This window comes from Pantoea sp. BRR-3P (assembly GCF_039621635.1).
Lineage (GTDB): Bacteria > Pseudomonadota > Gammaproteobacteria > Enterobacterales > Enterobacteriaceae > Pantoea > Pantoea floridensis.
In genome coordinates, this window is the sequence record NZ_CP155067.1 from 661,859 (window position 1) to 678,969 (window position 17,111).

The window sequence follows — 17,111 nt, forward strand, 5'->3', positions numbered from 1 at the left end:
ATCATTAAGTTATACATGAAATTAGTATGGCGAGCCTTTGAAATTTCATGCATGGTAATTGCAGAAACTTTGCATAGTGCTATTGAAGCTGATTAAGCATTCAGCTGGTCAAATAGGCCGCAGCAGGTTAAAGATTTCTGGTGAATTTAACCATGCTGACAAAGTAGATAGGCTTGAAATGTTGGCGATTTCAGGCTGAAATTTTTTCGTTGATAATTGATAATTCATACAGTTAGCGATGAAATAGTGCTGGCGAGAGTGGAAGAAGGTATAAAAAAACCGCCCGAAGGCGGCATTGTCATCACTGGTTAAGGTATTTATTGAGCGTCTCATTAATCACTCTATCCAACTCTTCCTGCAACTCTTTGGACTGGCGGTTAAACTCATAGCTAAACATGCGGCCGCGCGTTTTCTTGCGCGCAAAGCGATCTTTATCGGCAAAGCTCCAAAGCGGGGTGGCAACAACTTTATCTTTCGCTGGAGACTGCATTAGCGTTTGGCTGCCATTACGCACCAGGCGCAGAATTCCATTCTTGACTTCATCTTCCGCTAACCCATCGCGCGCACATACAGTATCGACATCCATCCCGATGGTATCGATCAGCGCATCTACCGTTTGGCCCGTTTCCTGCAATTTCTCGTAAGCCTGCAATAATGCTTTGTAATCAGGATAGGTGAGTTCCGAGTGATTGGGGAACAACGTCACCAGCTCCAGCGGCACGCTAGCGGCCTGCAGGGCTCGGGTAACCTTAGCCTGCGATAAGCCTTCACTCTGCGCGATTTCCTTTTGTGACAAGCCACTGTCCTTAAGGGAAAGTAAACGCATACCCACTTCACGCAGGTTATGTTCACGCGCAGTTTGAATATCCTGGGCCAACCGGCGCGCTTCATCAGCAGTAATAGCAACCTCTGTGACCAGTACATCCAGCCCAGTTTTGCAGTGCAACGCGGCTGCACGACGACGGGAGCCGTCCAGAATTTCAATGCGATCGTCGCGCTTCACACCTATAGCCGGGAAGAATTGCTGCAATTTGATGGTGCGGATAATGTCGCGCAGTGATTCAGGGGTTAGGCCAGACTGATCGCGGCCATTGGTTTCCATTTTAACGAAGGTTTTTTCTTCAATCTCTTTCGCGGTGATGTGCTCAAGTGTGAACAGCGCACGTTTACCCGTTGAAAGAATGAAAGTCTGAGAATGGCCATCGGCGCTTTCCTCAGTCTGCAAAGGAGTTTGGCTGAAGGTGCGGCCAATCGTGATTCTTTTTGCGCTCATAATAACCTCAGTTCAGGCGAATGAATTCAATACGGTCAAATACGGCTTTAGCGAAATCTTCCGCTGCTGAACGCGCATTCTTTAAAGCTTCGGTGCTGCCTACATAGGTTGATGGATTGGCTGAGATAACGGTGTCAAACGACTCACCACAGCGCTCAAATCCATCCAGACGCGGCAGTGCTGCATCAAGCATATCGCCGCCAAAAATTTCTTTCGCCAGGCTGTGACACAGCTTGTGGTCGGCTTTATTAGATAGTTTAGACATGAAGCCGATATTGCCTTGCAAGCGGCAGGCCGCGCCTGATTCTTCAATGATGCCTATCAGCTCAGGTAAGCGCGTCAGGTACTTCAGCGTAGAGTGGAAATCCACTTGCGCGGGTGGAACCGGCGTCATCAACAAATCTGAAGCGGCAATGGCATTTTTGAGGAAGGCATCCAGATGCGGTCCGCTATCGATAAAGATAAAGTCGTAATCCTTTTTCAGCTTGGCTACTACATTGTCATAGAGCACAGCATGGACGTTATGATCCGGCAAATGCGCGGCGCACAGCTCTTCCCAGCGTGAGGCGATGAAGGCGTCATCAATAGAAGCGGGCAGCACATCCACGCCTGGAATAATTGATGAAACAATGAATTCGTTAAGTAACTCTTCACGGCTCACGTTTTGCAGCATAGCCTGGGCGGCAGTTGCCTCAACTAATCCTACTGAACGCTCGTGGTTCAGGAACATCGTTGCAGAAGATTGTGGATCAAGATCGATAACTAAAATGCGCAAATCTTCGAATAACAAATGTGGATGCGCGCGGAGTGCGTGAGCAAGAGAGACCGTAGAAACGGTTTTCGATACTCCACCTTTCAGATTACCAACAAAAATGCTGAACGCTTCAGGGTGGCGGTCACGATATTTGGGTACGCCGCGATGATGATAGATATCGATAATATTTTGAATCGACATGGCATACTTGGTTGAGCTACCTGCAGCACGCTTATCGAACGGATAACCGTTCTCTTCCATTTCATTAACGGCGTAATCAACGCTCGCACGCGTTAGCTTTGGCAGTTTGGCTAACGCCGCTTTCGCGTAAACCTGATAAAAAGTGTTTTCCTGCAACTCTTCTTTCTGCGCTTGAATTTGCTCGGTCAAACTCATCAGCATTCTTTCTGAACGTTGTGCAACTTTCAGAACTTGCTTCTCATCGTTAGCCATACTTGCTCCACACATGTAGGATTTATGACTTTATACATAAATCCTGCACACGAGGCAAATATATCTCTTCTGCACAGGAACATTCAGTTCTGAGGAAATACCTTGGCTGAGAACGATTTAAGCCAAACATTCACTGTAATCAGTGCACACCTTTTAGTCTTCAGCCTTTTATTGTTCAAAATTAAACCGTGCATTACTTGCTCATTGAATCAAAGGTTCACTGTAATCAGTAGTCACTTCTATTTGTCACTGCTTGCCGTAAGCATGAAATAGGGCAGTTGCGGCTGAAATCTGAGAACATTCACTGTAATCAGCAAAGCTTGTCTAGGCTCCCTTAACGTTCACTGTATTCAGTACACGGTTCACTATAATCAGCAATAATCTGATGAACATTCACTGTAATCAGTGGCCATACTTTCGAGGAAGAAGCATGAAGCCTGAGTAGCATCTGTTAGATGCCTGGAGATCGTGTTCACTGTAATCAGTAACTCTTGATGATCATCTCTTCGCGTTTTCTACGTTCACTGTAATCAGTAGCATTGGCAATGAGGAGGTATCAGGGATTCACTATAGTCAGTAAAACCACACTCAAGGGCAGGTTAAACATTCACTGTAATCAGCAAAGCAAAGTTGGCTTGTACAAGCCCATTCACTGTAATCAGTAAAAGTGATGACATAGAGAACAACGTTCACTGTAATCAGCAATAAGTGGTTTTACAATTTCGGCAAAGATTCACTGTATTCAGTAGATCAGGTTTAAAGCCTTAACCGTTGGATGAACTCATCGCAAGGGAGAAGGCGATAAAGGAAAGCGCATATTCACTGTAATCAGCACGCACTTCTTAGTGGTTCCATCCACCGCTCCAGAGCATTGCTGCAAGTGTTCACTGTAATCAGTACATTCAGCTCGTTCGGCATGTAGCCGAACGTTCACTGTATTCAGTAAAATTGGGCGAGTCTGTGAAACGGCAGGGCGTGCGCAAAAGGGGGAGGGCAGGCGCTATGACTATAACATTCACTGTAATCAGTGACAGCGTGACGCACAGATTCAGGACGCCAGCATTCTTCCAAAACGAACAGTAATCTCTTTTCACTATAGCGTTGAGATATCGCTAATGTTCACTGTAATCAGTGCTATGACCAACCCTGTCACTTTTACTGTTTGTATTAACAGGGAAGGTACTGACTACAGTAAACCCGAATAAGAAGATTAATTTTTAGTGTTATAAATCATTAAGTTAACCATTATTATTCACTGTAGTCAGTAAATAATGTCATTGGTATCATTCACTGTAATCGGTAAAATTAGCGGGTGATCTTAACGTTCACTGTGATCGGTAAACGTGAAGTGAAGGGTGCTATGCGATAATATATCAGCGCCCTTGTAAGTACTCACTATCAATATAACTCAGTAATAATGGGACAATTACCACTTCCACGACAGATAATGGAATTGAGATAGAGCTGAATTACTGATTATAGTGAACACAACTGATTACAGTGAACAGCTAAATAACTGCTGATTACAGTGAACGTTATGAAAAGAGCAGATGTCACTTTTGCACAAAAAGTGACACTGCCGGATGAGGGGTTACTGATTACAGTGAATGGGGGAAATCACTCTTCGAACTCGATATCTTCCAGCGAATCGATGCTTTCAAGATTACTGATCCCATCCAGCTTTGGCGTTCTGCTATGGATGATAAAGAACACCGAGCGACCACGTTTCACTTCCGAATAATCAAGATAGCCAATCTCTTTCAATTGCTCCATCGCACGGCGTACTACGTGATTCTGCGTTGTGGTCTTAGATCCCAAATTGAGACGCATACGTAGACGCGCAAGGGAAATTGGCGCCGGATTGGTCGGTAAACTTTCAAGATAGGTATACAACGCCTGCGCTGACTCTTTGCGCTTCAAACGCGAAATGGCGCGCAGCTGCAACAGAACTTTGTGGTCGAAATTATAGAGTTCAAATAGCTTTGGATCAGCCTGGATTCGTACCAGATCCTTTTCACGATCGTAATACGCCGATTGCACGAGGTGAGTGTGGTAGGCTTTACCGTTACCTTCAAAGGACAAGGTATTGGTCGCAATACGTCGTAAAGACGCGTCCAGACGCTTACGTAATGCGGCTGACGAGTTTGCTGATGGGATCCCACACATCTTAACAAAATCAATAAATGGCAGCGTCACGGTATCACCCTTAGAGGGATAACGAGAGAAAGACTGAATGATGCCGGCCCAGGTTTTGAAATCATTATCCATATCCAGCCGTGCGCCAGTGATGGTAATCTTTTCATAACCTTCTGATTTTACTAATGAAAGGTTCTTAAGCTCTTTCGTCGCATCGGTCGATGCCATCGCACCTGACTTACCGCGCGCGGTCGATTTCAACGTAGGAACAAACAGACCCAGGCGCATCAAAGCGACCGGTTGTACGGTGTTATTTTTATTTGGGTGGAGTTGAATAACTTCACCACTATTTTTTGTCACCGACAGAAAAGGCTCGAGTAACGCCTTGTTTTCACTCTCTTTATCTGCCATAGCCTGAGATCTTCATTCTGTGGATGAAAAGGGTCGTTTTCTGATTACAGTGAACATTAACACTGTTTATAGTGAACATTCTACTCTCTATAGTGAATAAACTACTGACTACAGTGGATGCTTTACTCATTATAGTGAACGCGATCACCTTCTGAGGCCTTGTCTGGTGCGGGCTGCGACGATCGGGGATCTCTTAGGATCTCTTTTAGATCTCTATATGATCTTTCTTTAAGATCTATTCACTGTATAACTGGATAAGTTCAAGTCTGCAGCGGCTTTGGCGCGGCAATAACCGTAAAACAGCGTCATCGCCATAACATCTCATCCGATCCCTTAAAAACATCAGTTGTGTGCAATAAAGATCCTTAAGATTCTCATTAAATGAACAACTTCCTCATTATTATTCATTTTTAAGAAACCTGTGCCCGGCGTAAGGTGGACGGCATTGAACATCACTTCACTATGACGAGGACATCTTTCATGACTGACAACGTTATCTCACGCAATCCCACTAACGGCGAAATCCTCGCAACCTATACACTGCAAAGCCCTGCTGAACTTGAGGCTTCACTGCAACAAAGCGCAGATGCATTTGCTGAATGGCGTTATACCGCCATGCCCCAGCGTGTGAAAGTGTTGCGTCAGCTCGCTGAACAGATCCGCCAGCGCCAGGATGAGCTGGCGAAAATGGCCACGTTAGAGATGGGTAAACCCATTGCTCAGGCGCGGGCAGAAGTACTGAAATGTGCCAACCTTTGTGACTGGTACGCCGAACACGGCCCAGCGATCCTTGCAGATAAACCCACACTGGTAGAAAACCAGCAGGCATGGCAATCGTTTCGGCCTCTCGGCGCGATCCTCGCGGTTATGCCATGGAATTTCCCATACTGGCAGGTTCTGCGCGGTGCAGTCAGCATGCTGCTGGCAGGTAACACCTATGTATTGAAACATGCTCCAAGTGTGATGGGCTCAGCCAACTTGATGTCATCATTGTTTGATGCCACCGATCTGCCTAAAGGCGGTTTTACCGTGATTAACGTCGATAACGAAGGCGTATCCGCGGCCATTAAAGATCCACGTATCGCTGCCGTCGCGGTTACAGGTAGCGTACGTGCTGGCGGAGCTATTGCGGCACAAGCCGGTGCGGTACTGAAGAAAACCGTGTTAGAACTCGGTGGGGCAGATCCATTTATCGTGCTTGCGGATGCCGACCTGGACGCAGCAGTGGCCTCAGCGGTCACAGGACGCTACCAGAACACCGGACAGGTGTGCATGGCGGCCAAGCGCTTCATTATTGAAGAGAGCGTTGCAGAAGCGTTTGAGGCGCGTTTTAGCGCTGCGGTGCAGGCACTCAAGATTGGCGATCCTTTAGACGAAGAAACCTACATCGGCCCGATGGCGCGTTACGATCTGCGTGATGAATTGGATCATCAGGTTCAGCAAACCCTTCAGGAAGGAGCTCGTTTGGTCTTAGGCGGCCATAAAATTGAAGGCGCAGGTAACTATTATGCGCCGACGATCCTCGCGGATGTCACTCCTGCAATGACCGCGTTTCAGCAAGAAATTTTTGGACCGGTTGCAGCCATAACGGTGGCTCGCGATGCACAACACGCTCTGGAGCTCGCCAATAACAGCGAATTTGGTCTGAGCGCTACCGTGTGGAGTAGCAATGAAACCGTTGCTAATGAGCTGGCAGAAAAGCTGGAAACCGGGGCCGTATTCATCAACGGTAACGGCGCATCCGATCCACGAGTGGCTATTGGTGGAGTGAAGAAAAGTGGTTACGGCCGTGAACTCTCCAGTTTTGGCGTACACGAGTTCTGTAACATTCAGACAGTGTGGAAAAACCGCCGCTAAGCCTTCAAGGGCGCGGCTATCGCGCCCTGACTTTCTCATTTACCACCTTCCCCTCAACGCTTATTTCCTGCTCAACGCGGTTGCCCACTGGTTAAAAATCTTGTGGACGAGTTCAAAAAATCCACCAATGGTATTATAAAGGTATTATTTGTGGTGCTAGATTGGCCTCACCTACACCGGGGAGTCCTATTTATGAAAACAACAATCCCAAAACTGTCGTTCATGATGTTCTTAGAGTGGTTTATCTGGGGCGCATGGTTTGTACCGCTCTGGGCATTTCTCAGTAAAAACGGCTTTTCGCCGATTGAGATTGCCTGGTGCTATGCCTGTACCTCAATAGCGGCCATATTGTCTCCGATCCTGGTGGGATCGCTGGCCGATCGTTTTTTCCAGGCACAAAAAGTGTTGTCGCTTCTCACCATCGTTGGCGCAATTCTGATGTTCTTTGCTGCCCAGCAAACGCATTTTAGCGGCTTCTTCCCGCTGCTATTGCTCTATTCACTGACTTATATGCCAACCATTGCGTTGACCAACAGCATCGCATTTTCACACGTAGCGGATGTGGAACGAGATTATCCACGCATTCGCGTAATGGGAACCCTTGGCTGGATCGCATCGGGTATTGTCTGCGGCTTTCTGCCGCCACTGCTGGGATATGGCGACATCTCGGCAAGTAACGTGCCGTTACTGATCACCGCTGCAAGCTCGCTGATATTGGGCATATTTGCATTAACATTGCCGGCAACTGAACCCAAAAGCACCGGCAAATTCAGTGTTCGCGTTGCGCTCGGTCTCGATGCACTGCATTTATTAAAAGATCGGAGTTTCCTCGTCTTCTTTGTCTGTTCGTTCCTGTTCAGTATGCCCTTAGCGTTCTATTACATCTTTGCTGAAGGTTATTTAACGGAGGTCGGTTTGCCGCATGCAACCGGCTGGATGACGCTGGGTCAAATATCAGAAATTTTCTTCCTGCTGGCGTTGCCATTCTTCATCAAGCGCTTTGGTATCGGCAAAGTGCTGCTACTAGGTTTAACCACCGCTGCGTTGCGCTATGTGTTCTTCGTGTTCGGCGGCGATCAAAACATGCTGACTTACGGTCTGCTCTTTATGGGCATTCTGCTGCACGGTGTTAGCTACGATTTCTACTTCATCACCGCCTACATCTATGTGGATAAGAAAGTACCGGTTGCGATGCGTAATGCTGCGCAGGGTCTTATCACGCTTGCCTGTCAGGGCATCGGCAGCCTGTTGGGTTACCGTCTTGGCGGGTATCTGATGCAGGAAATGTTTGCCTATGACACACCGCACAACGGGCAAACCTTTAACTGGGCCGGCATGTGGATGTTCGGTAGCGTGATGATCGTAATCATCACCATCGCCTTTATTGTTCTGTTCCGCGACGGCAAAAAGCGCAGCGATGAACTTACCGCATTTGATAACTCAGCAACGGCTGAAAGCCATAAATAAGAGATTTCACCATGACGATGACACTGCAAGAAAAAAGGATTTTAGGCGCGTTTTACGGCCAGGCACTGGGGGACGCAATGGGCATGCCATCAGAGTTGTGGCCGCGATCCCGCGTAAAGCAACACTTCGGTTGGATCGACCGGTTTCTGCCCGGGCCGGCTGAAAATAATGCCGCCTGCTATTTTGGCCGTGCCTCTTTTACTGATGATACGTCGATGGCGCTGGCATTGGCCGATGCCATCGTAACTCACGAGGGCGAGATCAATGCGGAAACCATTGGAGCGAATATTTTGCAGTGGGCGGAGGCGTTTGATGCGTTCAATAAGAACGTACTGGGGCCCACCTCCAAAATGGCGCTTAACGCGATGAAAGCTGGCACTCCAGTATCCCAGCTTGAAAACAACGGTATGACAAACGGTGCAGCGATGCGCGTTTCTCCGCTCGGCTGTCTGCTACCTGCACATGATCTTTCAGCCTTTATTGATGCCGTCGCGCTGGCGTCGAGTCCAACGCATAAATCTGACGTAGCCATTTCCGGTGCAACAGTCATTGCCTGGGCGGTGTCCCGTGCCATTGACGGTGCGGGCTGGACATCCATTCGTGATGAGCTTCCCGCTATCGCACGTGCAGCGCAGGAAAAGCGGGTGACCACTTTTAGCGCTTCCATGGCGGCACGTTTGGAGCTGGCATTGGATGTGGTGAAGCAGGGCAGGGGTGTGGAATCGACCATGCAGCAGATTTACGATTTGGTTGGCACTGGAACCAGCACCATTGAATCAGTGCCAGCAGCCATTGCCATGGTGGAACTGGCTGAGACCGATCCTAATCGTTGCGCGATCCTGTGTGCCAATCTCGGTGGTGATACCGACACCATTGGCGCGATGGCGGTCGCCATCTGTGGTGCGCTGAATGGCATCGATAGCATTGATAGCGAATTGAAAGCCGAGTTGGACGCTGCCAACGCACTGGATTTCACCCGCTATAGCGCCGCTTTCACCCGTTTCCGTCAGCAGCGGGAGGCCGCCTATGCTAACGCCTGACGATCTGGCGCGACTCGAAGGCCGTCTGCCGGTATGCGTGGTAGGTGCAGCGGTGGTTGATGTGATTGCAGATGCTTACTCATTGCCCCATCGAGGCAGCGATATTGAACTTCAGCAGCAGGGCGTCAATGTAGGCGGATGCGCGCTGAATGTGGCGATTACGCTGCATCGCCTGGGGATTCCATCGATCAACGCGCTGCCGCTGGGCACTGGCACTTGGGCCAGCATTATTCGTCAGAAACTAGCGGAATACGGTATTCACAGCGTGCTGGAAACGGCGAAAGGCGATAACGGTTGGTGCCTGGCGCTGGTTGAACCCGATGGTGAACGCACCTTTCTGTCGGTGAGCGGCGTGGAAAATCTGTGGGATGCAACGTTGCTTAGCACACTCCCGCAGCCGATCAATCGCTGGATCTATCTCTCCGGCTACCAGCTGACCAGCAAAAGCGGTGATGTATTGATTGATTGGCTGCAGCAGCAAAGCCGACCTTATCAGCTGCTGGTGGATTTCGGCCCACGTCTGGCGGATATCGGCGATACACAGTTCGAGCAGATTATGGCATGCCATCCACTGATTACAGTGAACAGACAGGAGGCGGAACTGCTGTGGTATGAGCGTCTCGGTCAGCCTGAACCTTTTGATGCTCGGCAGTTGATGACGTGCTGGCAGCAACGTTTTGCTGGTGCAATGGTGGTGCGATTGGACAGCGAAGGTGCCGGTTTCGTTAACGCAGATACGCAAGGTTGGATCCCGGCGCTGGCTACCAACGTTGTGGATACCATCGGCGCAGGCGACAGCCACGCTGGTGGTTTATTGGCGGGACTGGCATCAGGTTGGTCACTGGCGGAAAGCGTTGCGCTGGGCAACGTGGTGGCGTCTTACGTGGTATCGCAGCGTGGCGGCGATTGTGCGCCCGATCGCGCCACGTTAAGCGCCTATTGGCAACAGCGTTTTACTCAGCAATAAACACGTACATATCGCTGCGGCAGTAGCTGATGCTGTACTCCAGCGGATTGCCCTGTGCGTCCATTGCCAGTTGCTTAATCACCAGAACAGGCACATTGGCGGGCAGGGCGATTTGCTGCTGGAGCGCCTCGTCCGGCATGCGAGCGCTTACTCGACTTTGCGATTTCACCGGCAGAATTTGCTGCTGGTGGAAGTAATCATAAAGCGAAATACCAATCGCATCCGCGTCGGCTATATAGCGCGCCGGTACCCAGGATTCCTCAACCGATACCGCTTGTTCGTCGACATAACGAATACGCTTGAGCAGATAGACATCGCTACCAATACTCAGTCCCAGCTTCTCAGCAATCTCAGCGCTACAGTGAATTTTGCTTTTGTTGATCCACACCGTATCAGGTTTTTTGCCGCGCAAAACCGCCTGCTGTGACAAACCCTTTGGCTCTTTCAGCGAATATTCGAATTGGCTGGAAATCTGCGTACCATAGCCGCGTGAGCGCAGCACCACGCCCTCTTTTTCCAGGGAATCCATGGCTTTACGCACGGTGATACGTGAGATGTTCAGCAGTTGGCTAAATTCGCGTTCGCTTGGCAGGATCTCCTCATGCACTAACATTCCCTCACGCACCGCATCTTTAATTGCGGTGGCGAAGCGTTTGTACAGCGGGGTACGGCTTTCATCGGCAAGGATTGAAGTCAGCCGCGAAAATAGTGCAGTTTGATTGGTCATAGCAAAATAGATCACTCATTCCAGTAAGCGGCAGAACGCTATGATACTGACTTTTCGGCGCGTGCGAAGCACTCGATTAGCATGGATATCACTAATAAATGCTTTAAAAACAATAAAAGCCCCAGCGGGGCTTTTCACACTTTAACTACTTTCACCGCTCGTCAAATGGCACGCCGCCTTTTGATTTATGGTGTTTTGGCGTTTCGATGATGGAAACCGTCACCGAATTGGCATCGATCTCAAACGAATCCGCCACCGCCGCGGTGACCGCTCGCAATAATTTCTTCTTCTGCTCAACCGTACGACCTTCCGCCGCATACACAACGATTTCGGGCATATCTGCATCTCCTTAATGGTGGAGGTTCAGCATACCTCAGCGCAGGCCAGCCGTGCAGGGGCATTGCGATTAACGTTCAGGCGGTTGGCTGTCTCCGAGACCAAGTGAACGCTGCATCACCACGGTGTCGAGCCAGCGGCCATGTTTGAAACCGACCGACTTCATTATGCCAGTGTGCTCAAACCCGAGAGCGCGATGTAATCCCAGCGAGCCCTCATTGGCGCTATCGCCAATAATCGCGATGATCTGACGAAACCCCGCCGCTTCAGCCAGTGCGATGGCTTTTTGCAGCAGCGCACGTCCAATGCCTTTACCGGTTTGCTCCGTATCGAGATAAATCGAATCTTCCAGCGTAAATCGATAGGCATAGCGCGGGCGATACGGTGCAAGATAGCAGTAACCCAGCACGCGATCATTTTCCTGTGCCACCAGCCAAAACCCGCCGCGCTGCTGCACATCCAGCACGCGATTTTGCATTTCGCTTTCAGAGGGCGGCTCGGTTTCAAAGGTCGCAGTACCGTGTATTACGTGCCAGGCGTAGATTTTCTGAATGGCAGCAGCGTGATGAGGTCGAGCGGGAATGATGTCCATATGTTCCTGATTCTCAGCGTAGAAAATCACAGCATGCCATCAGGCCGCACGCTAATCACCGGGTTTAACAATAGGAAATTGTGATGGATTGATATTTTCGGGTGCGCATCAATGCGCACCTTACGATAGAGGGCCGCCCTTAATTCTGCTCCGACAACTGTACAGCCATTGTGTCCGCTTCTAATGCTTCGAATACATGCGGTTCGTCAGCGGGGTAGCAGATGTAGTCGCCGGGATGCAGTTCGACAGGTTCATCGCTAGGGCCCACCAGCGCCCGGCCGCGCGCAATAATGATATGTTCTACCGATCCCGGAGGATGAGGTTTTGAGGCGCGCGGTGCGCCAGGCTGGCTGGTAATCAGATAAAGATCGCGCCGTCCGCCGGGCGGACAGCTTGCCAGCAATGCAGCCTGATAATCCGCCATCTCTGCTGATACCACCATCCCTTCGCCCCGGCGAATCACCTGCAGGCGCTTAACTTCAGGCTCCATCAGCCGTGCAAAAGGTATGTTCAACGCCACGCAAAGTGCCCATAGCGTTTCGAGACTGGGATTCCCATTGCCCGCCTCAAGCTGTGAAAGCGTTGACTTAGCGATCCCCGCTCGACGTGCTACTTCGGTTATCGATAGCCCCGCGCGCTGGCGTTCGCGCAATAATCCAACAGCAATAATGTCAATTGGCGTGGTCAAACCTGCTCCTGTTCTTTATATCGAACAATTTGTTCATCTTGTAAAACACTCGTGGTGCGTTCATTATAACGTCTTTCTTGTTCGATATGAGATGAAATTGTGATGCGTCTGGGTGCAGTGCCGCTTGATCGCGGTGTAATCAAAGCAATTATTCTGGTTTGTCTGGCCGATGGCATTGTCGGGCTCTCTTATGGTTCACTGGCGGCCGCTGAAGGCTTTCCGCTATGGGTACCCATTGCACTCTCAACCTTAGTGCTAGCGGGCGCGTCGGAATTTCTGTTTATCGGTATTGTCGCGGGCGGTGGTAGTCCACTGACGGCAGCCGCAGCGGGTTTACTGGTCAACGCCCGTCATCTGCCATTCGGTATCGCGGTAAAGGATTTAGTCGGCAAGGGCAGTCGCAGCCTGCTGGGCTGCCACATCATGAATGATGAAAGCGTCGTGTTTGGGATCTCCCAACCAAAGCTGGCTCAGCGTCGTGCGGCGTACTGGATTTGTGGATTAGGGATCTTCACTGTCTGGCCGTTGACGGTCATCGGCGGTGCGGTGATCGGGCGCTTTATTCCTGATGTCTCGGCGATTGGTCTTGATGCGGTATTTCCAGCGATTTTGATCGCCCTGATTTTCCCGGCGTTGCGTCAGCGTCGCACGCTGATCCCAGCAACCCTTGGCACCGCATTATCCGTATTAGCAACGCCGTTTGTTCCAGCTGGCATGCCGGTGCTGTTTTCACTGCTGGGCTTACTCAGCTGGCGGGAGCGTAAAAATGCAAAATAATCTGATCGTTGCTGGTATAGCGCTGCTGGCGGTAGGAACGTATGCCATCCGCTTTGCCGGTTATCGCCTGGGAAGCCGCATGCAGATGTCCGATCGCGCGCGCAATATGCTTTCGGACGCGGCCACGGTTTTGCTGCTGGCGGTGGCGGTGACGACGGCACTATTTGAAGGTACCCATTTCGCCGGCGTGGCGCGCATCTCAGGCGTACTGTTTGCGGTATTTCTCGCCTGGCGCCGCACACCATTGATTCTGGTGATCATTGGCGCGGCGTTGATGACCGCCTTGCTGCGTTATTTAGGCGTCCCCTGATAATTTTGCTACTGTGAGGCATCACAGATTAATAGCCATCAGGAGGAGCAATGAAACCGCGTTTAGCCCGCTGCGATGAAACCGCCGCGCTGTGGCGCATTCGTAATCTCGCCATTCGCCACGGTTGCCAAACGGTTTATCCGGCTGACGTTATCGCGGCATGGACGCCCGATACGTTACCCCTCGGCTATTTCGAGGCGGTGAAAAGCAATCCGTTTTACGTTATCGATGATCCGGAACACGGCGTGGCTGCGACCGGTTTTCTCGATCTCCACAGCGGCAGCGTTGAAGCCATATTTACGCTGCCCGCCTGCATCGGCAAAGGTTACGCTAGCGCTATCATGCAGGCGATTATCGATGAAGCGAAAAAGCGCGGCTTCTCCCAACTGACGCTTGCCGCCACCCCTAATGCCAGTAGTTTCTATCAGCGCCACGGTTTTAGCGTGGTGCGCGAAGCGCTTTATCCCTCGGCGCTGGCCCAGGCCGACCTCGCCTGCGTTGAAATGGTTCGCGATCTTTAAGGCTATTATGATTCAAGGTGCAAACAACAAGGACCGGCCAAATATGGTAATCAACTGCGTCGCCTATCGTCACGGCAAGCGCGAAGAGCATGTCGATGTCGCCGACATTAGCGAAGTGCTCAAAGAGGAGAACTCCTTCGTCTGGATGGGGTTATATCAGCCCGACCCGGCCTTTATGCAGACGCTGCAACAGGAATTCAGCCTGCATGAACTGGCAATCGAAGATGCGCTGGTGGCACATCAGCGACCCAAGATTGAACAGTATGGCGATTCCGTGTTCATCGTGGTGAAAACTGCACATATGGACGATCTACAACGCATCAGCTTTGGCGAAACCCATTTCTTCTTAGGTAAAAACTTCCTGATCACCGTGCGTCATGGTTCATCAGAGGGCTATGCGGAAATTCGCAGCAAAGCAGAGAAAAATCACGCGATGTTGTGTGACGGACCGGGCTATGCGCTCTACTGTATTCTTGATTTTATTGTCGATAATTACAGCAAAATCACCGAATCACTGAATGAGCGCATTGGTGGACTTGAAGAGGGGATGTTTACTACCCGCTTCGACAGCGATGCGCTACAAAATGTATATCATCTGCGGCGTGAACTGCTGGCGCTGCGCAACGCGGCGCTGCCGGTGACAGAAATCTGCCAGCAGCTGGTGCGATTCCATGAAGATATCATTCCGAAAAATCTGCGCGCCTATCTACGTGATGTGCAGGATCATGCGCATCACGTAATGATCGATGCCGAAGACATGCGTGAGATGCTCACCAGCGCCATGCAGGTGAATCTGGCGCTGGTATCTGTGCAGCAAAGTGAAGTGAATAAAAAACTTGCCGGCTGGGGTGCAATTCTGATCGTACCGACAATTATCTTCAGCATGTATGGCATGAACTTCCCCGATATGCCCGAATTGCATACCCACTTTGGCTATCCGGCGGTGGTGGGCGTAACGGTAGTGATTTGTTGTGTGATGTGGTGGCGGCTGAAAAAAGCGAGTTGGCTGTAACGCATCAGACGCTTTTTTATTCAGACTTTTTTATTATCACAGCGGTCTGCAATGGACCGCTCAGGATGCGTTCCGCTGCTTGCCATGCAAAATAACGTCACCGCTGCGCAAAGCGAAAAACTGAGGGCGGATACGGCTTTAAAAAATGACTCTTCATTTTTTCGTCACCTTGCTGTCATTTTTACCGGTTTTTAGCCATCGGCTTTTCCTATTACTGCGCCCAGATTAAAACAACATATCCCACATTAGTCACACTGTGCGGGCTTGATTCGCACATCAACACTTGCCACTATCGTCTCATTATTGAGGCGAAAGGCAGGGCGTTAAAATGGCGGTTGAACGTAATTTATCGCAGAGTGTGCCCGATGTTCTTGGCGCATCGCAGCAAATGCACGCGGGTGAGCTGAGCAGTGAGGCATTGGTTGCGCGCTGCCTGGAAAACATAAAAACCCACAATCCCACATTGAATGCGTTTGGCGATGTTTACGCTGAGCGAGCGCTTGAAGACGCGCATCAATGTGACCTGGAGCGTCAGCAGGGCGTGCTGCGTGGACCTTTACATGGCATCCCTTTTGGCATCAAAGATCTGTTCTCAACAGCTGGCCTGCGCACGACCAAAGGCTCGCTGACCTCACTTGATAATGTTCCCGACAGTGACGCGCCAATCATTGCGCGTCTCAAGCAAGCGGGAGCCATCCTTATTGGCAAAACCGCGACCACCGAATTTGGCTGGACGGGGTCGAGCTATTCACGGGTTTTTGGCCACGGTCGTAATCCCTGGGATCCCCAGCTTACCAGCGGCGGCTCCAGCTCGGGTTCGGCAATCAGCGTGGCGGCACGCATGGTGCCTGCGGCGCTCGGTTCGGATGGCGGGGGATCGGTCCGAATTCCCGGGGCCTTTTGCGGCATCTTTGCACTTAAAGCGTCGCTGGGGCGCATTCCCACCTGGCCATGGTCCGCCACTGAAATGCTCAGCCATGCCGGGCCGATGACGCGTACGGTACGCGATAGCGCACTGCTGTTTGATCTGCTCTCCGGTCCGGATGCACGCGACCATCAGGCGCTGCCCGCTAAAACCGAATCCTGGCTGGAGCGCTGTGATGCGCCGTTAGCCCCGCTGCGGGTGCGCTACAGCCCAACGCTGTTTAATACGCCGGTGGACGATCGTATTGCTGCCTGTGTTGAGCAGGCCGTTGAACATATTGCGCATGCCTTACCGGTCACGCTGACCGCCCGTTCGCTGGCGTGGTCAACGCCATTCGATACCTTTGATACGTTGTGGAGTGGCGGCCGGGGTGTTGCTTACGGTGCAGCCTTAAAACAGCAGCTAGACAAACTCGATCCCGGCTTTGCTGCATTAATAGAACGCGCGCAGCATCTCGATCTGGCTGATTATCTTGCGGCACAAAAACAGCGCGCAGCCTTCGCCAATCAGGTACATGCGCTGTTCGATGAGGTGGATTTGCTGATTACGCCTACGTTGCCGATTCTGCCTTTCGCTGCCGATCGCCACGTGCCGGAAACGCAACCTGCGGGTGAGAGCGGCGTGGAGTGGGCGCGCTGGACGCCCTTTACCTGGCCGTTCAATTTGAGTGGTAATCCCGCTGCCACCCTACCCTGCGGATTTACCCCTGAAGGTCTACCGGTGGGATTGCAGGTTGTTGGCCGGCGTTACGCCGAAGCGGATGTCCTGCAGTTCTGCGCGGCGCTGGAAGCGTTGATGCCGTGGGATCAGCATTGCCCTGCGCTCTAACCGTCGCGAGCGGATTAATCGCGTGTTGGCAAAGCGG

General features: G+C 51.0%; 16 protein-coding genes. 9 read left to right on the top strand and 7 right to left on the bottom strand.

From position 1 onward, the window contains the following. Window positions 1-301: 301 nt before the first annotated feature. From AAGR08_RS22530 to AAGR08_RS22540, 3 genes are all read right to left on the bottom strand, one after another. On the bottom strand, window positions 302-1,273 hold the full coding sequence (locus tag AAGR08_RS22530; RefSeq protein WP_345830306.1) for a ParB family protein: 972 nt from the start codon (window positions 1,271-1,273) through the stop codon (window positions 302-304). A gap of 7 nt (window positions 1,274-1,280) precedes the next feature. Then, window positions 1,281-2,480 carry an AAA family ATPase gene (locus AAGR08_RS22535; protein ID WP_345830308.1) on the bottom strand — a complete coding sequence of 400 codons (1,200 nt, stop codon included), beginning with the start codon at window positions 2,478-2,480 and terminating at the stop codon, window positions 1,281-1,283. Window positions 2,481-4,097: 1,617 nt separating this feature from the next. Further along, the gene (locus tag AAGR08_RS22540; protein ID WP_007886110.1) at window positions 4,098-5,027 is read right to left on the bottom strand and encodes a RepB family plasmid replication initiator protein; all 930 of its coding nucleotides are present in this window, start codon (window positions 5,025-5,027) and stop codon (window positions 4,098-4,100) included. Window positions 5,028-5,507: 480 nt separating this feature from the next. Here AAGR08_RS22540 and AAGR08_RS22545 point away from each other — a divergent pair, with 480 nt between their 5' ends. The 4 genes from AAGR08_RS22545 (at window position 5,508) to AAGR08_RS22560 (ending at window position 10,358) form a co-directional block, all read left to right on the top strand. Continuing rightward, window positions 5,508-6,884, top strand: a complete 1,377-nt coding sequence (locus AAGR08_RS22545; protein WP_097098218.1) for an aldehyde dehydrogenase family protein — start codon at window positions 5,508-5,510, stop codon at window positions 6,882-6,884. A 192-nt stretch (window positions 6,885-7,076) separates the two neighbouring features. Further along, window positions 7,077-8,351: a nucleoside permease gene (locus tag AAGR08_RS22550; protein WP_345830313.1), complete on the top strand. Its 1,275-nt coding sequence runs from the start codon at window positions 7,077-7,079 to the stop codon at window positions 8,349-8,351. Between the two features lie 23 nt (window positions 8,352-8,374). Continuing rightward, on the top strand, window positions 8,375-9,391 hold the full coding sequence (locus AAGR08_RS22555) for an ADP-ribosylglycohydrolase family protein (protein WP_345830828.1): 1,017 nt from the start codon (window positions 8,375-8,377) through the stop codon (window positions 9,389-9,391). Then, window positions 9,378-10,358, top strand: a complete 981-nt coding sequence (locus AAGR08_RS22560) for a PfkB family carbohydrate kinase (protein WP_345830315.1) — start codon at window positions 9,378-9,380, stop codon at window positions 10,356-10,358. Before AAGR08_RS22555 ends, AAGR08_RS22560 begins: the two co-directional genes overlap by 14 nt. On the opposite strand, the gene AAGR08_RS22565 is transcribed toward AAGR08_RS22560, so the two are convergent. From AAGR08_RS22565 to AAGR08_RS22580, 4 genes are all read right to left on the bottom strand, one after another. Then, entirely contained in the window at window positions 10,345-11,085 is a 741-nt protein-coding gene (locus AAGR08_RS22565) for a GntR family transcriptional regulator (protein ID WP_097098214.1), read from the bottom strand. The two genes, AAGR08_RS22560 and AAGR08_RS22565, sit on opposite strands and share 14 nt — an antisense overlap. 151 nt (window positions 11,086-11,236) lie before the next feature. Beyond that, window positions 11,237-11,422 carry a tautomerase family protein gene (locus AAGR08_RS22570; protein WP_007886101.1) on the bottom strand — a complete coding sequence of 62 codons (186 nt, stop codon included), beginning with the start codon at window positions 11,420-11,422 and terminating at the stop codon, window positions 11,237-11,239. A gap of 69 nt (window positions 11,423-11,491) precedes the next feature. After that, window positions 11,492-12,013, bottom strand: coding sequence for a GNAT family N-acetyltransferase (locus tag AAGR08_RS22575; RefSeq protein ID WP_097098213.1), 522 nt, complete (start codon window positions 12,011-12,013; stop codon window positions 11,492-11,494). Between the two features lie 139 nt (window positions 12,014-12,152). After that, the gene (locus AAGR08_RS22580; protein ID WP_097098212.1) at window positions 12,153-12,701 is read right to left on the bottom strand and encodes an XRE family transcriptional regulator; all 549 of its coding nucleotides are present in this window, start codon (window positions 12,699-12,701) and stop codon (window positions 12,153-12,155) included. A 102-nt stretch (window positions 12,702-12,803) separates the two neighbouring features. On the opposite strand from AAGR08_RS22580, the gene AAGR08_RS22585 reads away from it, so the two are divergent. The 5 genes from AAGR08_RS22585 (at window position 12,804) to AAGR08_RS22605 (ending at window position 17,074) form a co-directional block, all read left to right on the top strand. Then, window positions 12,804-13,478, top strand: a complete 675-nt coding sequence (locus AAGR08_RS22585) for an AzlC family ABC transporter permease (protein WP_345830319.1) — start codon at window positions 12,804-12,806, stop codon at window positions 13,476-13,478. Further along, window positions 13,468-13,788, top strand: a complete 321-nt coding sequence (locus tag AAGR08_RS22590) for an AzlD domain-containing protein (RefSeq protein ID WP_097098210.1) — start codon at window positions 13,468-13,470, stop codon at window positions 13,786-13,788. Before AAGR08_RS22585 ends, AAGR08_RS22590 begins: the two co-directional genes overlap by 11 nt. A gap of 50 nt (window positions 13,789-13,838) precedes the next feature. Next, window positions 13,839-14,309 (top strand): GNAT family N-acetyltransferase, encoded by a 471-nt coding sequence (locus tag AAGR08_RS22595; protein WP_345830321.1) that lies wholly within the window; start codon window positions 13,839-13,841, stop codon window positions 14,307-14,309. 43 nt (window positions 14,310-14,352) lie between these two features. After that, window positions 14,353-15,321, top strand: coding sequence for a magnesium/cobalt transporter CorA (corA, locus tag AAGR08_RS22600; protein WP_345830322.1), 969 nt, complete (start codon window positions 14,353-14,355; stop codon window positions 15,319-15,321). Between the two features lie 358 nt (window positions 15,322-15,679). Next, window positions 15,680-17,074 carry an amidase family protein gene (locus AAGR08_RS22605; RefSeq protein ID WP_345830830.1) on the top strand — a complete coding sequence of 465 codons (1,395 nt, stop codon included), beginning with the start codon at window positions 15,680-15,682 and terminating at the stop codon, window positions 17,072-17,074. Window positions 17,075-17,111 lie beyond the last annotated feature (37 nt).

Bases quoted from the DNA above. Each gene is read 5' to 3' on its own strand.
- AAGR08_RS22530 (WP_345830306.1), bottom strand. From the start codon at position 1,273: ATGAGCGCAAAAAGAATCACGATTGGCCGCACCTTCAGCCAAACTCCT.
- AAGR08_RS22535 (WP_345830308.1), bottom strand. From the start codon at position 2,480: ATGGCTAACGATGAGAAGCAAGTTCTGAAAGTTGCACAACGTTCAGAA.
- AAGR08_RS22540 (WP_007886110.1), bottom strand. From the start codon at position 5,027: ATGGCAGATAAAGAGAGTGAAAACAAGGCGTTACTCGAGCCTTTTCTG.
- AAGR08_RS22545 (WP_097098218.1), top strand. From the start codon at position 5,508: ATGACTGACAACGTTATCTCACGCAATCCCACTAACGGCGAAATCCTC.
- AAGR08_RS22550 (WP_345830313.1), top strand. From the start codon at position 7,077: ATGAAAACAACAATCCCAAAACTGTCGTTCATGATGTTCTTAGAGTGG.
- AAGR08_RS22560 (WP_345830315.1), top strand. From the start codon at position 9,378: ATGCTAACGCCTGACGATCTGGCGCGACTCGAAGGCCGTCTGCCGGTA.
- AAGR08_RS22565 (WP_097098214.1), bottom strand. From the start codon at position 11,085: ATGACCAATCAAACTGCACTATTTTCGCGGCTGACTTCAATCCTTGCC.
- AAGR08_RS22570 (WP_007886101.1), bottom strand. From the start codon at position 11,422: ATGCCCGAAATCGTTGTGTATGCGGCGGAAGGTCGTACGGTTGAGCAG.
- AAGR08_RS22575 (WP_097098213.1), bottom strand. From the start codon at position 12,013: ATGGACATCATTCCCGCTCGACCTCATCACGCTGCTGCCATTCAGAAA.
- AAGR08_RS22585 (WP_345830319.1), top strand. From the start codon at position 12,804: ATGCGTCTGGGTGCAGTGCCGCTTGATCGCGGTGTAATCAAAGCAATT.
- AAGR08_RS22590 (WP_097098210.1), top strand. From the start codon at position 13,468: ATGCAAAATAATCTGATCGTTGCTGGTATAGCGCTGCTGGCGGTAGGA.
- AAGR08_RS22595 (WP_345830321.1), top strand. From the start codon at position 13,839: ATGAAACCGCGTTTAGCCCGCTGCGATGAAACCGCCGCGCTGTGGCGC.
- corA (WP_345830322.1), top strand. From the start codon at position 14,353: ATGGTAATCAACTGCGTCGCCTATCGTCACGGCAAGCGCGAAGAGCAT.